This is a genomic window from Candidatus Sulfuricurvum sp. RIFRC-1 (assembly GCF_000310245.1).
Taxonomy (GTDB): Bacteria; Campylobacterota; Campylobacteria; order Campylobacterales; family Sulfurimonadaceae; genus Sulfuricurvum.
Map to the genome: position 1 here is coordinate 2,279,324 of NC_020505.1, position 14,175 is coordinate 2,293,498.

Sequence of the window (14,175 nt, forward strand, 5' to 3'; positions counted from 1 at the left end):
TCTTAACGATACTTCTCTTCGATCCCAACAAGGGTTCGATAGAGTTTAGCCCCTTCTTCTTTTTCCCCTTTTACATACACCTTTTTCCCATCATGCGCAAAAAATGTGAGTTCCAATGGAGCGGCTGTATCTCCTGAAGCGAGTTTAGCAATGTCATCGGGTGAAATGGTGAAACTGCTCAAAACCTTTTTGGTCATAAAATCGATCTGCGGATAAGCCGCATAGACCAGTTCAGAACAGACGATTGTTTCTGTGGTGTTGACGTTAAAATCAAAATCGTATTTTTTCCCGAAATGGCTCATCGCCAGATCAAGCGACGTACGCATCGCGTCGCTTTGTATTCGGCTCGGGCGTAACACCGCAACATCGTCAATGTTCATAAAATCTTCCACACGGTTCAGTACCACCCCCTCACGAAGCGCTTCGAGGATTACTTTTCCCTCGCGTATTTGATCGAGATGTTTACGGACAAACGGGGTTTCAAGCGCTCCCATTTCGCGGAGCTGATCATAGGTTCCGATGTAAATCGCCGCATGTCCGAAATGTCCCGGAATCGTTTTATCCGTCAGAGCAAACGGGGTCTTCTCGAGGAGAATATCACCGGGTTTCAGATGTTCTGAGAACTCCGATAGAAACACCCGATCATTACGCAGTTTACCGCTTCTCCATCGTACCATTCCCATCGTGTTGCCAACCCCTTTGGAGAGATTGAATTTGAGTTTTTCAACCGTACTAAACGGCAACTCGATTGTTCGGGAGAGCAGTACACCAACTTGATCGGAGATTTGGGTAAAGGCGTTATCCCCTCCGAGTTTTGCACGCATTGCAGAGTGATCGATGTACGCATAAAGAGATTGGATGGCGGGATCGGCTTTCGCAATATGATACGCAATACTTTGGCGGTTTCCCTCAAAAAAACGGATCGCGTCAAGCATGGAAGAACGGTAGGTGAGAGTCGAGGCGCGCATCAGAGAATCTTTATAGAAATTACCCTCTACACCGTATTCAGGATACGCTTCGTTGAGTTTTTCTCGCAGAGCACTTTTGGAAGCAAACTGTTCCTCCATAAAATGGGCATTGTCATAAAGAGTGAGCGCAGCAGCCATCGAGATTAAAATCGACTCGATACGGTCACGGTCATCCAGTGATTCATCGGTACGATAGAGGGTATTTCGATAGCGCAGTGCGTACGGGAACAAGGTGGTACGGATCGCATCGGCTTCTCCGATAGAAGAGGCGATAGAAACGGAAAGGGCGGAGGGGATTGCCCCATTGTGCTCTTTTGTTGCTTTATCCGCCGCTTCTACAAACGTAGGGATCTTTTCTCGGAGTATCAGAGAACGCTGGATCAGGTTCTCTACCGCTACCGCGTCATTATGGCGGGCACTATCAACAATATGTGACAGATCCGATTGTGTGTGATCTACACCAAATACAGGGGCTGTTATGATTAATAACGCACATGAAACTCCCATTACCACTCTTTTCATTTCTCTCTCCTCACTTTATAAATAATACTCCCCACCAGTGCCGTTGCTAGCGCGACAATTCCAAACAACCATGCTATGCTGTAGCCCATTGAGAGGATTGCCATCGTCGCTACCGCTCCCAAAACCATAAAAAGTGCGTTAAGAATGTTATTTGCGGCGATGATCCGCGATCTGGCCTCCGGTGCACTTCGCTCCTGTAACAGCGCATAAAGAGGGACACTGTAGAGTCCGCCGAAGATTCCCAGCAGTGTTACATCCGCAACGATCCGCCAGAAATGAGGGTTCTGACTCAAGATACCATCAGGTTCAAACGTCCCGATCCCCAATGCGAAATCGACCCCGGCAACCGCCATACCGACGGCTCCGGCGACCACGAGAGTGTAGCGGACACGGTGATGGCTTAGCCGTTCACACAGCACCGAACCGATACCGATCCCCAAAGTAAAGAGGGCGAGGATCCATGTTACCGTCCCCTCACTTCCCATCAATAAATCTTTGACGAGGGAGGGAAATTGCGAGAGGAGGAGTGCGCCGTAGAGCCAAAACCACGAGATAGCTAAAATTGCCAAAAAAACAAGCCGATCCCGGTATGCCAAAGCGATTGCATCCGTGGTATGTTTCCAAAACCCGAACGCAAACGGCTCTTCACGGCTCGGCGGCGGTGCAGAGGGGATGTAACGGCTAAAAAGATACCCAACTACGGCCACCACCAGCGCACATAATGAAGCGATCACTCCACCATTGGGGATCGCGGCGAGTGCCCCCCCGGCAATCGTACCCAGTAAAATGGCTCCGAATGTCCCCGACTCGATCAAAGCGTTGGCACCGATCAATTCGTTTTCCTTCATATGCTGCGGAATGATCGAGTATTTGATGGGACCAAAGAGAGTCGAGTGCATCCCCATCCCAAATACCACCATCAAAAGTGTCGTAAAGGAATGATTTGCAAATCCTGCCGCTGCAACAATCATCATGATCATTTCCCACACTTTGACGATCCGAGCAAGACGCGCTTTATCGAGTCGATCGGCAATCTCACCCGATAGTCCCGAGAAGAGAAAAAACGGGGCGATAAAAACCGCACCGATCAAAGGAGCGAGAAGTGCGGATGAAATCGATGTCCACTCAGCAGCCTGAAAGGTGAGCAGTACCGCGAGAGTGTTTTTATAGAGATTGTCATTAAACGCCCCTAAAAACTGGGTTCCGAACAGCGGAGCAAAACGGCGGGTTTTAAGGAGATAGAGTGGACCGCTCATGCATCCGCCGCCATTGCTTTGAGGGTGACGTAGTCGGTTTTACCAGTGCCTAGTACGGGGATGGCATCGACATAGACGATTTTGCGCGGGACGGCGATTTCAGGGTATCCGCCTGAGCGGGCGCTCTGTTGGAGAATATCACGCTTCATCTCTTTATCGGTAGTGAAAAGGACGAGGGCTTCACCACGGCTCTCATCACTTTGAGACGATGCGGCGTGATAGCATGCAGGTGAAGCGCTGAGGGCGAGTTTCTCGACCGATTCCAACGAGATCATCTCCCCCGCAATTTTGGCGAACCGTTTTACCCGCCCCGCTATGCGGACAAATCCCTCGTGATCGATCGTGACGATATCCCCCGTATCGTACCACCCCTCTCCGGCCTCGGAACTCGGTTTCTCTAAAAACCCGGGACGTTCAGCGCGGAGATAGCCGCTCATGACATTGGCACCTTTGACGTGTAAAATCCCCCCCTCATCGATCCCCGGTACCGGAATGAGTTTCGTCTCAATCCCCGGTAAAACCTGCCCTACGGTGCCGCTGCGGTACGCCATAGGGGTATTGACGGCAATAACGGGAGCCGTTTCGGTCGCTCCATACCCTTCAAAAATCCGTATCCCGAATTTCTCAAACCACAGCTCTTTGACACTCGCCGAGAGCTTTTCTGCCCCGGCAACGACGTATCTGAGGCGATAAAAATCGTACGGATGGGCGTGTAAAGCATAATGATTTAAAAAAGTGCTCGTCCCGAAGAGTATCGTACACGATCGGTCATACGCAATCTCAGGAATCACCCGATAGTGCAGAGGTGATGGGTACAAAAAGAGGCGTATCCCTCCCAAAATCGGTAACAGTGTCCCCGCCGTGAGTCCGAAGGAGTGAAAAATCGGCAATGCGTTAAGCACCTTATCCTCGGTTGAAAAATCGACGATAGCACGGATTTGGGCGATGTTCGCCAAAATCGCTTCATGCGAGAGGACAACCCCTTTGGGTTTCCCCTCCGAACCGGAGGTAAAGAGGATAACGCAGGGTGTCTTGGGATCGGATTTAACCCGTACGCAGTTGGGGAAATAGCGGGCATATCCCATCAGCCAGAGCTTATCCATTAACCCCATCTCTTCTTTTAAATCTTCGAGGTAGAGGATACGGACATTTTTTAATGCACCCAATTTCGCTTCGAGTTTCGCTTGTTCCACAAACGCTTTGGAGGAGATGATCGTTTTGATTTGAGCACCTTCGCACGCATTTTGCAGTCCGTCAACTCCGGCGGTAAAGTTGAGCATTGCAGGGGTTCGCCCTTGCGCGCTAAGCCCCAATATCAGGGCCAATGTCGGAACCGCCGTCGGCATCAATACCCCGATCGCTTCTGAGGGCACACTGTGACGTGATAGCAATCTACCCAACCCCAATGTCATCGCCAGAAGCTGGCGGTAGGTGTATTCGATCTGTTTGGTATCCTCGATAATTTTTCGTGAGCTTCCATAGATCGACAGCGCATCGAGAAATGCACCGTAGAGATCATTCGGACGGCGTGATTCAAAGAGACATTTTTGCAACAGTGTCCGCATCGCTTCACCCGATTTAGTCCGTCTCTCATGTCCACTCCCCCCCTCGCTGATGCGCAGTCGTGTCGGGGTGCAATAAGTGAGAGTGATTTGAGGAAACCATCGTGTCGGATGATCGCTTCCCATACGCGATAAGGTGCTAAACGTCGCCCCCTCGATGATAACAGGGTGAATCGTCGCTTCGGTTTTGAGGGTGACGAATGCCGACCCCTCATAAATCTTCATCAAATTCCCAGTGGTCGTGATCCGCCCCTCAGGGAATATAACCACAGCTCGTCCGCTCTCGACGAGGCGGATGATCTGTTTGATCGCCATCGGATTGGAGGGATCAACGACGAGGTATTCGCTCAAGGATAAAAACATCCGAACGAGAGGACGTTTGGCAATCTCGGTATTAACGACGAATACCGGCTGAATCGGCAAAAACAGCCCCAAAATCAACCCGTCCAAAAAGGACTGATGGTTGGCGATGATCACCGTGTGATTCTCTTCGCGCTGGAACTCTCCGACCACCTTGACCCGAAATAAAAAGCGGACGATCACATATAAAATCGCTTTAATCATTGAGTGTTTCCTTGCAAATAGTTGAGTACATTTCCGAACGTTTTTTCGAGTAACGGCTTGTTAATCCAAAACCATACCTCTTTCCCCTTTTTTTCACTCAGCAATACTTCGGCCTGACGGAGGATTTTCAGATGATGCGAGACAGTGGTACGCGCCAGTGTCGAAGCTTCCGATATTTGTCCTGCGGTGAGCCGCTCATCCGGTTCAAACAGCATCAACATCCGCTGCCGGTGTTCATCCCCTAACGCGGTAAAGATATCGGACATCGGTTTCCATTCGGGTGGGAGGACATCGGTGTAATTGGTTTTCATGCTTCTGTTCCTAATATCTTGGTGTAATTGGTATAAATGGGATTCTCTGCGGGGAAATACTCTAAAATCGCTTTGCTGTAACGATCAAACGGGTTTGCTTCGCGGGAGAGTTCGAACCGTTTGCGATACGGGAGATCATAACTGTTGAACACCGTACTAAAAGGGACGGGGAAATCGGTGCCGAAGAGGAGCTTGTGATGGATGTCACTCTGTCGGCTCAGATGGCGCAACACTTTTGCCCGAACGGGGGTGAGGAGGGCGGAGATATCGGCGTAGAGATTATCATGTTCTTTTAGCATTTCAAGGAGAATGTAATACTCGTCATTAAAATTTTTCGGGTTTTTGGAGAGTGCCTGAAAAATACGGCGCGGTTCATAGCTCAGAGCCATATGCGCACAAATCACCTGCACTCCCGCTTCCAGCGGATGATCCAACATCTCGATACTCTCACACGATTTAAAAGAGTGCACACTGCTCTCACTCCCCACATGGACGATCAGCGGCAATCCCCGTGCGGCGAGTTTGTCGAAATAGGGGCGGTAACGCTCCTCACGGGTATCGACCCCCCAGTAGTTTTGCAAAAATTTCGCCCCGCGAAATCCCGCATCGGCGTAGCGGTCGATGAGATCGAGGGCATCGGGGCGGTTAGGGTTGATCGAGAAAAAGGGGATGATGACATCCTCATTCCCTCGGTACAACGTCGCTACATCTTCATTCGTCGCACAGACGGTGATGTCTTTGTGGAGACTTTTCCCCGCATCATCGACCCGATCATCGACGCCGAAGAGGACGATTTTCTCGATGTGCTGAGAGTTTCTGACCGATGAAACCAGTGCGCGTGTGTATTCGCCATACGGATCACGCACGAGGGCTTTGGGATCCATCCCGAACTTTTTGGCGAAAAAGCGGAGGGCGAGTTTGTCGTACGAGCGTTGGAATACAACGTCACTGCTGAGGAGGTGAGTATGGATATCAATGGTTTTCATAACTATAATCCTAAAAACTTAGACATATAGAAATATTACGGGTGTTTTGCTGAATTTATTCTGAAACCTATACATCCCTCTCCCCCGCCTTTTTAATAACCTCTTCCAACTGCTGAGTAAACACTTACCCAATATAGGAAGCGACACAAACTCATAATTCATATAATTTTACTTGAAATGTTATTTTATAACGATAAATTTGGCACGATTTAGAAAATAGTGATGTATAAATAGTGGCAATTTACTATTATAAACTAGGTACATATTTTGTTTAAATAGCCATAAAATAGGAATGAATTTGCTTGTTACTACTTGCAAAATTAGTGGCAATGATGTATACTTTCCAAAAGGGGTCACAATGAAAATATCTCCGCTATTACCCATCGACATCAACGGTGTATTTGATCATGAACTATTGATTCTCTCTGAGCAAGTGTGTATCGAAAGCGCACAGATAGCGGGAGGTCTCAATATCCATAATATTGAAGCAATCCAAGAGCTTCTGCGTGTGACCAACAGCTATTATTCCAACCGAATCGAAGCGCAAAGCACCCACCCCATCGATATTGAAAAAGCAATGCGTCAAGACTTTTCATCTAATTCGTCTCAAAAATCGTTGCAGAAGCTCTCTTTGGCACACATACAGACACAACGCCATATTGAAAAGCTATCTATCCAAAACGAGGTATATGATCGCAATTTTGTTCGAGAAATTCATCACTATTTCTATACCCAAGAGGGGATGGAGTCATTTTTGACGATTACACATGAGGATCATACTCTACAAATGGTTCCGGGGAAATTCCGCGCCAATGATGTACAAGTAGGCAACCATATCGCCCCTCCAAACGAAGAAATTGAGATGATTTTTGGATATTTCGAGAAAATGTATCGTCAATACGCTCACAATACAACCAAAGCGATGCAGCTTTTATGCGCATTATCCGCACACCACAGACTTACATGGATTCACCCGTTTTTAGACGGAAACGGCAGGGTCTCTAGGCTTTATTTCGATGCCCTTTTAAAAAGTATGAATCTTCATGGATACGGGTTATGGAATATTTCGCGGGGCTTAGCGCGAGACGTAAGCGGCTACCAAAAATATCTCTCCCATGCCGATATGATTCGCCAAGGCGCGACGGATGGAAACGGTGATTTGTCCTTACGGGGATTAAAATATTATTTGCACTTTATGTTGGAGAGCGCACTCGATCAGATTCGATTTATGGATGAAAGCTTAAAGCTCAGTACACTGAGTGCGAGAATCGAAAGATTCGTGGAGTTTTCTCAAAAAGGGATGTACAACATCGAACCTCTCCCCCAAAATAGCGAGATGCTGTTTAATAAACTGCTTCTTGTCGGGGAACTAGCGCGAGGCGAAGTTGAAAAAACTATCGGCAAAAGCCAACGAACCGCTTCGTCATTGATTAAGAAATTATTGGAAATGGACTATCTAACTACCGATTCTCCAAGAGGGGATATACGATTAAAATTCAACGCATTTTTCGCATCGAAACTTATGCCAGATTTGATACCCGATAAAGGGTGAACGCCTTTTTAATAACCTCTTCCAACCGCTGAGTAAATATTTGAGTATCTTCCTCGCCGATCATCATCGGCTCCAGTATATGAACATCGATGATAAAACGGGTCGAAAACCACGCGACGATGATGAAGGGTTTATCGCTATAGAGATTTTCCCTCCCCCTCACGTGCACCCATCAAAATGCGACAATCCACTCACATTGTTTTTTTATACTTCACGTATTACTTGTCAATAACTTGACGACATCCATAAAAGGAGAAAAGCGTGATTTACAATTCTTTTGATAACTCTGTTTGTTATGCCGGTACACCGATGATTATTGAAATTGACAAGTTTGATACGATTACATATGCCAATCGAACTTTTTATGAAATATCCGGCTATGAAAAAAGTGAACTAATAGGAGTTTCGCATAAAATTTTACGCCATCCTGATATGCCCAAAAGTATCTATACAACCATGTGGGATACCATAAGTCATAATATTTCATGGCAAGGGTATGTTAAATATCGGTACAAAGAAGCTCAAAGCTGCTGGGTAAAACTGCACATTGTGCCTGTAGTTGATGAGAGCGGGGTTCCTATCCGCTTCATCTTATCTAAAACAGCTCCCGATATAGAGACCGTCGCACAAGTTCAACAAAGATACAGTAAACTTATCGAAGAAGAACAAAAATTACTTTTTAAAGCTGAAATTGCCAATCGGGTAAGCATTCAAAGTATTCACAATAATGTGATAGCTCTTTAGATAACGGGTATCCCGTTATAATTCAAAAAATAGTATAGATGGAGATTACCATGCGTTCACTTACTCTCGCCGCTTTATTGCTTTTGGTTTCCAATGCGAATGCATTGGATTTCGGTTCACTTATGCAAAGCATTGCTCCCGTAGCCCAAAGCGCTGCCCCTATCGCCGATAGCACCCTCACCTCTAACCCGTTGATTAAAAACATCACGACAACCCTCGGTGTTACGCCGACCCAAGCGATCGGAGGAGCAGCAGCCGTGATTAATGATGCGAAAGGGAACATGAAACCAACCGATTTCGCAGCTCTTACCAAGCAAGTACCCCAAGCATCCACACTTCTCAATGCCGCACCTGCCGGTTTACTCGGACTAGGCTCTTTGGGCTCTCAATTCTCATTTTTAGGGATGGACGCCTCGATGATCGATAAATTCTCGCCCTTGGTTCTTGAGTATCTTCAAAGCGGTGCAACTCCGGGTATGGATAAAATCCTCACCGCAGCGTTTGCTCAATAATGTTCTCTCTTCCATGCATTATTTTTGCAGGCGGTAAAAGCTCTCGGATGGGTGAGGATAAATCGCTCCTCCCCTTCGGAGGGTTCTCATCGCTGAGCGAGTTTCAATACCAACGCCTCACCCAACTCTTTGCGCATGTAGCCATCTCAACCAAAAGCGCTGACAAGTTCTCTTTTAAGGCAGAATTTATTCTCGATCCGATTGAAGTTGATTATGCCCCTACGGCAGGATTTGTCAGTGCTTTTAAAGCAATCAACGATGATCGGATAATGGTTTTAAGTGTCGATACACCTTTTGTGGATGCATCGATATTTCAAAAATTGATTGATTCGGATAGTGAAGAGTTGGATGCAGTAATCGCCACAACAAAAACAGGAAGCCATCCGCTGTGCGGAATCTACCACCGATCTCTTTTCGAAGAGTTTGAACGGATGCTAGCCGAAGGGGATCACCGATTGGGCAAACTCCTTGCCTCTTCTAATACGCTTTACGTTGAATTTACGGATGAAGAGCCGTTTGCTAACCTCAACCATCCGCACGAGTACCAAGAGGCACTTAAACGTATTTAACGCTAAACATTCATTTTCTCCTCTTCCTCACATCTTTTGCACGGTTCTTTTTCACTTTTTCGTACCAAATAGATAAAGACGGCAAACACCAACAGTAAAAATGCCAATGCCGCGATAAGCGTCGATGCATACGGTAAATCTTTATAATCATGAAGCGCGATCTTAAAGACAACCAAAAGGGCCTCAATCAATAAAGCGATAATGATCGAAACGGAGAAATTGAGCAGTGTTTTAGCATTAAACGCATCACTGACATGCTGGGTTCGCGGTAATACCTCCTGCTCGAAAATCGTTTTCCCTAAATCGTAAACGGCAAGTCCCAGCGTTAAAGCGATAATCGGTTTAAAAACCGTATCCATACTGAGAGGTTCACTTCCAACCAAATATCCGATAAAAGTATAAAAGCCGTACAGCACAACAAATACCCCAAAAAAGAGTAATCCGCCGCCGATAACCGCATACGATGAGCGATTGATCCGTTTAAATACATCATTTTTCTCAATCAGATCAAATCTCTCTAACAAACTCCGTACCCGGAAATCCAAAAACAGATACCCGTCTGAAACTGCATAAATAACCGTTATACACAAATGCCCGGTTGCAGTTGAGATATAGGGTTCACTGACCTGGCACCCTTTTTGGATAGCCACCTCATCAACCAAATAGGCACGATCGATTCCGGCATGGTGTCCCTCTTCACGATCCGCATAAATATTGGGTGAATTTTGGACAAATCCTTCATCGCATTTGTAAATGAGTTCCAAACTCGGAAATGTTTTATAAAGACGCTCGGCAAGCTGTACATTGAAAGTTTTTAAACTGACTCGACCTAAGGAAGTAAGGATAAATTTTTCGATCAACGGGGCATTTGCGGCATAGCTTCGTACTAAATTTTGCATCATTTTTCACTTATAATTTATTTTTTAGTTTTTGCCTTTTCAAGGCGAATTAATTGTGTAATTATAGTTATCAGTCTTGCCCCGCACTGTAGTCATCACTGCAGGGCAATCCTTAGGAATCTTGAAGGAGGTTTTATGAACATTTCGGAATTACGTACTATCCTTTAGCACCACCAAAATCTCATGACAAAACTATAGCCCATTTTTTATCAACAATATGGTTATTTTTTAATCAATGCCCGATTTACAACTCTAAGCTATAATAATAAAAAGATTATTAGGGTACATACATGAATTTAACCCATCTCGATGAGCGTGACCGTCCAAAAATGGTCGATGTCTCTGATAAAAATACCACATCGCGTGTAGCAGTTGCCAGTGGACTGATTACAATGAGTCAAGACGCATTTGATGCAGTCATCCAACAAACCGCAAAAAAAGGGCCTGTCCTTCAAACCGCCGTAATTGCCGCCATAATGGGGACGAAAAAAACCTCAGATATTATCCCGATGTGCCACCCGCTCAACCTCAGCGGTGTCAACTGCGACATTGATGAGCTTCCCGAATTACCGGGATTCCGCCTGAGTGTTACTGCAAAACTGAGCGGTCAGACAGGGGTCGAGATGGAAGCATTGACCGGAACAAGTATCGGATTGCTCACGATCTATGACATGCTCAAAGCCATCGATAAAGGGATGGTGATCGGTCCGATTCAACTTGAAACAAAATCAGGAGGCAAAAGTGGTGATTATCAACGATGAAACCGAAAAACTAAAGTTAGAGTATCCATGCAACTGGTGCTATAAAGTAGTCGGATTTGAGCGTGCCGGTATCGAGATCGCCGTGATGGAAATCTTTACCGAACGTCACTATACTCTCAACCCCTCAAACACCAGTAAAGGGGGAAAGTACATCAGCATGAACTTAGAACTCTTGGTGCATAATGAGGACGAACGTACCTATTTTTATGAAACACTCAAAGCTCATCAACACGTTAAAATGGTACTCTAAAGGATCAAACAATGAATACAGACACATATACGACGGATATCCAAGAGCATTTTTCAGCCCAAAATATCCCTGATATGCCCATACAAGAGTTGCGTGAGTATACGACTGCTTTTTTAAAAGAATCCACCCGCTCTTTTCACAATGAGCTCGAAGATCTCATGGCTCAAAAAGAGCAGATTGAGCGTCACATTTCCCGAAAAAGCGATGAACTTCAACAATTAAAATACCGCTTTTTTGATATATTGGAAAAATTATTTGGTGAAAACGAGACGATGCTGGAGAAACTCCACCAAATCAAGATTCAATCCGTCGATCTTCTCGATATTCTCGAGGAGATGATTGAAAGTGCCATTATCACAACCCTTGAAAAAGGTTCCGACATTGAAGAAACACTCCATGAAATCATCAAAGAGATCACCTTTGAAACCCTTAATGCCAATGTCCTTAATGCCGTTCGTATTCGACGAATCTTAGGAAGTATCCTCCAAAGCGCATTAAACCTGGCAGAAGCAACACCAAACCAAGCGGAGAGCATTTTACGCGGCACCTTGCTCGGTATCCGCTCAGCGCTTTACAAATCGATCGAAAAGTTCCATCAATACCTCCTCTACGTTCCTGAAGAGGTAAAAGCCCTTTACCGTGCCGAGTACAAAACGATTGAAGAAGAGCTCGATAATATTGATACCCTTTTCACCCAAGTGATCCACTCCCTAAAAAACCGTAATTCATCGGTCATGATCGGGCGTTTAGAAGCTATCAGCGATGATATCCGGTTCGATACCGAAGAGATCAAACATCTTTCCAAAGAGACCGTTGAACTTCTGCGAAATCGTCTTTCAAAACTAACCCGTAACGTCTCTGAAAAAAGTGCAAAAATTCTCAACTCAAAATCGGCTCAGGATGCAAAAGCGATGGGGGTACGAGCGTGGAGTGTTGCAAAATCAACGATGCAAGGTGCCCTTAAAGGTGCAAAAGACGCGATGGATAAAAAGTAAGCGCGGATTACATATCCCGCGCTAACGTAAACATATTGGCGTGATTGACCATAAAACTGCTACAACGATCACAGATCGGATCGCCCCCTTTGTAGGGGTAAGGACAGCGGCACTCATGACACGTTACCATCTCATAACGAACCAGCTGTTCTGAGCGCTCATACGCCACACTCACCAAATCAAAGCCCTCTTTGGCACTAATCGCTTTGGGTTTACAGATATCCTCACAAATACCGCATCCGATGCATTTGCCCTGAGAAAAATAAATCCCCTGTTTATCACTGGTTGGAAAAAGTGCATCGGTAGGACAAAACTGGGTGCAGTCTCCGCAGTTGGTACAGGTTTCAAAATTAATTTGTTTATTAAAAAACAGCGGACTGCTCTCTTTAAACTCTGTTTGCTCTAGCCCCACAACAATCTCTTTGAGAGAGTTTTTAAGCAAAATGCGTTTGAGCGGCATCTTCTGATCAGGGAGCTTATGATGGGCTGTTGTCATCGAAACATGAGCAACTGACTCCTCAACCAAAGACTCTTTTACTTTTTCAAACCCTTTTCTAAAAAGGGCACGACGATCTGCTTGCTCCTCTTTTTCATCAATGGTTTCAATACGATGAGGCTTTTGAATCGTCTCTAAAAACTGGTTTGTCACCGTGATCTTCTCACGAATTGATGTTTCCAACTTTCCGTTTTCATTAAGAACACATCCGCTACAGTGGCTCATATCACACGTTACGTTTCGCTCACCTCGCAATGCCATAACCGTAAAATGCTCAACATCAAAAACACCCAAACACGGTGTCGTAACTTTACACGATAGCGTCGGTGCCTCTTCGATATGCTGGTACGATGCAGCGTAGCCGTTCGGATCGAAACTCTCGATCTCCAGCGCCTCGCTTGGACAGCTTCCGATACACCCTGCACATTCGACACACTCATTTTCAAAAAGTGTCAGCTTGTTACGGACGATATGAAAAGCCCCTTTAGGACAAAGATCGATACAGATTGTACAATCGTTGTGATAATACTCATTTCGTAAACAACGGGTTGCCGTATAGCTAAAAAGGTTGCTTTTTTGAACAAAATTAATGTTACCCATTCTGTGATCCTTGAGACAAATACTCATAGTCAGCACTTAAAAATTCGATGATAAAATCACACATATCCCGATAAAACGGCGTATCCGCCATACTCTTCATCCCCATCATATACGGAACTACCCATGGAAATATATGCTGATCTAAAAATTCAAATTGCGACTTTTCTTCATTTCGATAAACCAGTGTTTGCATAAAGGCAAACTCGATTCCCAAATGATCCGGTGCCATAATCTGCGTTTGATCCATGTTGACTTCAAATCCATGGGTAAAATAAAATCCCATAACAGGATTTTGAAGCCCTACTAGCGTCTCATTCTTCGCATCGAGGACAAACGACTCTACCGGCTGGGTATTAAGGATATACATTGAGGTGTAATCCGTATTGAGTTGATCGTATATCTCTTCTATCTCTGAAGAGCTAATCCATCTCTCTGTCTCTTCACCTATAATCTCTAAGAGTGATGCATTATTTTTGAGATCATGGATAAAACGACGGTCAGGGGTATCGCTCATGACGCGAGACAAAAAAGCATAAATATAAAGTCGGTATTCGTTATTCATTCAAAATGTTCCTAAAAAAAAGTAAGGGATTGTGTCATAGGAGGACTTTAAGACAGCAAAGTTTGG

16 protein-coding genes are annotated in these 14,175 nt (G+C 45.4%); 7 read left to right on the top strand and 9 right to left on the bottom strand.

The features are described 5' to 3' along the window. Positions 1–2 precede the first annotated feature (2 nt). Genes B649_RS11600 through B649_RS11620 form a run of 5 tightly spaced genes read right to left on the bottom strand, consistent with a single transcriptional unit; the run spans position 3 to position 6,169 of the window. Positions 3–1,490 carry a YiiX/YebB-like N1pC/P60 family cysteine hydrolase gene (locus tag B649_RS11600; protein WP_015654714.1) on the bottom strand — a complete coding sequence of 496 codons (1,488 nt, stop codon included), beginning with the start codon at positions 1,488–1,490 and terminating at the stop codon, positions 3–5. Then, positions 1,487–2,746, bottom strand: a complete 1,260-nt coding sequence (locus B649_RS11605; protein WP_015654715.1) for an MFS transporter — start codon at positions 2,744–2,746, stop codon at positions 1,487–1,489. The genes B649_RS11600 and B649_RS11605 overlap by 4 nt, the downstream gene beginning before the upstream one ends. Continuing rightward, positions 2,743–4,872: a bifunctional acyl-ACP--phospholipid O-acyltransferase/long-chain-fatty-acid--ACP ligase gene (gene aas / locus B649_RS11610; protein WP_015654716.1), complete on the bottom strand. Its 2,130-nt coding sequence runs from the start codon at positions 4,870–4,872 to the stop codon at positions 2,743–2,745. Before aas ends, B649_RS11605 begins: the two co-directional genes overlap by 4 nt. Then, positions 4,869–5,183, bottom strand: a complete 315-nt coding sequence (locus B649_RS11615; RefSeq protein ID WP_015654717.1) for a metalloregulator ArsR/SmtB family transcription factor — start codon at positions 5,181–5,183, stop codon at positions 4,869–4,871. The genes aas and B649_RS11615 overlap by 4 nt, the downstream gene beginning before the upstream one ends. Beyond that, positions 5,180–6,169 carry an amidohydrolase family protein gene (locus B649_RS11620; RefSeq protein ID WP_015654718.1) on the bottom strand — a complete coding sequence of 330 codons (990 nt, stop codon included), beginning with the start codon at positions 6,167–6,169 and terminating at the stop codon, positions 5,180–5,182. The genes B649_RS11615 and B649_RS11620 overlap by 4 nt, the downstream gene beginning before the upstream one ends. A 358-nt stretch (positions 6,170–6,527) precedes the next feature. On the opposite strand from B649_RS11620, the gene B649_RS11625 reads away from it, so the two are divergent. Beyond that, positions 6,528–7,721: a Fic family protein gene (locus tag B649_RS11625; protein ID WP_015654719.1), complete on the top strand. Its 1,194-nt coding sequence runs from the start codon at positions 6,528–6,530 to the stop codon at positions 7,719–7,721. On the opposite strand, the gene B649_RS12675 is transcribed toward B649_RS11625, so the two are convergent. Then, on the bottom strand, positions 7,690–7,884 hold the full coding sequence (locus B649_RS12675) for a hypothetical protein (protein WP_291750905.1): 195 nt from the start codon (positions 7,882–7,884) through the stop codon (positions 7,690–7,692). The two genes, B649_RS11625 and B649_RS12675, sit on opposite strands and share 32 nt — an antisense overlap. Before the next feature lie 98 nt (positions 7,885–7,982). Between B649_RS12675 and B649_RS11630 the strand changes: the two genes are divergently transcribed. From B649_RS11630 to mobA, 3 genes are read left to right on the top strand one after another with little or no spacing between them, the layout of a single operon-like run. Beyond that, a complete protein-coding gene (locus tag B649_RS11630; RefSeq protein ID WP_015654720.1) occupies positions 7,983–8,465 on the top strand; it encodes a PAS domain-containing protein in 483 nt (160 codons plus the stop codon). A 50-nt stretch (positions 8,466–8,515) separates the two neighbouring features. Then, the gene (locus tag B649_RS11635) at positions 8,516–8,977 is read left to right on the top strand and encodes a DUF2780 domain-containing protein (protein ID WP_015654721.1); all 462 of its coding nucleotides are present in this window, start codon (positions 8,516–8,518) and stop codon (positions 8,975–8,977) included. A gap of 47 nt (positions 8,978–9,024) precedes the next feature. Beyond that, positions 9,025–9,546 carry a molybdenum cofactor guanylyltransferase MobA gene (gene mobA / locus B649_RS11640; RefSeq protein ID WP_291750906.1) on the top strand — a complete coding sequence of 174 codons (522 nt, stop codon included), beginning with the start codon at positions 9,025–9,027 and terminating at the stop codon, positions 9,544–9,546. 2 nt (positions 9,547–9,548) lie between these two features. Here the strand turns inward: mobA and B649_RS11645 are convergent, their stop codons facing one another. After that, on the bottom strand, positions 9,549–10,448 hold the full coding sequence (locus B649_RS11645) for a hypothetical protein (RefSeq protein WP_051013673.1): 900 nt from the start codon (positions 10,446–10,448) through the stop codon (positions 9,549–9,551). 287 nt (positions 10,449–10,735) lie between these two features. On the opposite strand from B649_RS11645, the gene moaC reads away from it, so the two are divergent. The 3 genes from moaC to B649_RS11660 are packed head-to-tail and all read left to right on the top strand — an operon-like array spanning position 10,736 to position 12,451. Then, complete coding sequence (gene moaC / locus B649_RS11650; RefSeq protein ID WP_015654724.1) at positions 10,736–11,206, top strand: cyclic pyranopterin monophosphate synthase MoaC; 471 nt, start codon at positions 10,736–10,738, stop codon at positions 11,204–11,206. Continuing rightward, complete coding sequence (locus B649_RS11655) at positions 11,187–11,456, top strand: DUF493 domain-containing protein (RefSeq protein ID WP_015654725.1); 270 nt, start codon at positions 11,187–11,189, stop codon at positions 11,454–11,456. Before moaC ends, B649_RS11655 begins: the two co-directional genes overlap by 20 nt. Positions 11,457–11,467: 11 nt before the next feature. Then, positions 11,468–12,451, top strand: coding sequence for a DUF6781 family protein (locus B649_RS11660; protein ID WP_015654726.1), 984 nt, complete (start codon positions 11,468–11,470; stop codon positions 12,449–12,451). Between the two features lie 7 nt (positions 12,452–12,458). On the opposite strand, the gene B649_RS11665 is transcribed toward B649_RS11660, so the two are convergent. Next, positions 12,459–13,547 carry a 4Fe-4S binding protein gene (locus tag B649_RS11665; protein ID WP_015654727.1) on the bottom strand — a complete coding sequence of 363 codons (1,089 nt, stop codon included), beginning with the start codon at positions 13,545–13,547 and terminating at the stop codon, positions 12,459–12,461. After that, complete coding sequence (locus B649_RS11670; protein ID WP_015654728.1) at positions 13,540–14,109, bottom strand: molecular chaperone TorD family protein; 570 nt, start codon at positions 14,107–14,109, stop codon at positions 13,540–13,542. The genes B649_RS11665 and B649_RS11670 overlap by 8 nt, the downstream gene beginning before the upstream one ends. Positions 14,110–14,175 lie beyond the last annotated feature (66 nt).